Annotated in this window: 1 protein-coding gene; it reads left to right on the plus strand. The window is 71.2% G+C overall.

What is annotated here, in order from left to right; genetic code table 11:
• Positions 1-177: 177 nt before the first annotated feature.
• Positions 178-427 (plus strand): hypothetical protein (locus AC1DYG_RS19940; RefSeq protein WP_477641580.1); only part of this gene is annotated, 250 nt, incomplete at its 3' end.

The raw sequence follows: 427 nt of genomic DNA on the forward strand, positions 1-427 counted from the left end.
GGATTGAACCGCGGCGGGACCTGCGCGGCGCCGTTCTCGCCGGGTCGCCCCGTGCGCGGCTTTCGCCTGAAATATGGGTGAACAGCCGGCGACTTTCGGCCCGCACAGTTGAACAGACGTCCATCTTCGGGTTTGCTCTTGTCAACGCCCACCCCTTTCCAGACGAACGAGGACACGATGACGGAGTTCCACGGGATCGACCGACGCCGATTCCTGGCCGGTGCGGCGGCCGCAGGTGCCGTCGTCCCCCTCGCCGCGATGACGCCGGCACTCGCCGGCGCGACCACGCCCACCGCCGGCCCGGACAAGTTCCCGTTCCCGACCGATTCCTCGCTGCGGGTCCTCCTCACCGGCGACGCGGGGACCGGCACCCCGGCGCAGTGGGCGGTGACCGACGCGATCCGCGACCTGCACGGCCGCGCTCCCC

The organism is Pedococcus sp. P1_H8, from assembly GCF_056405175.1.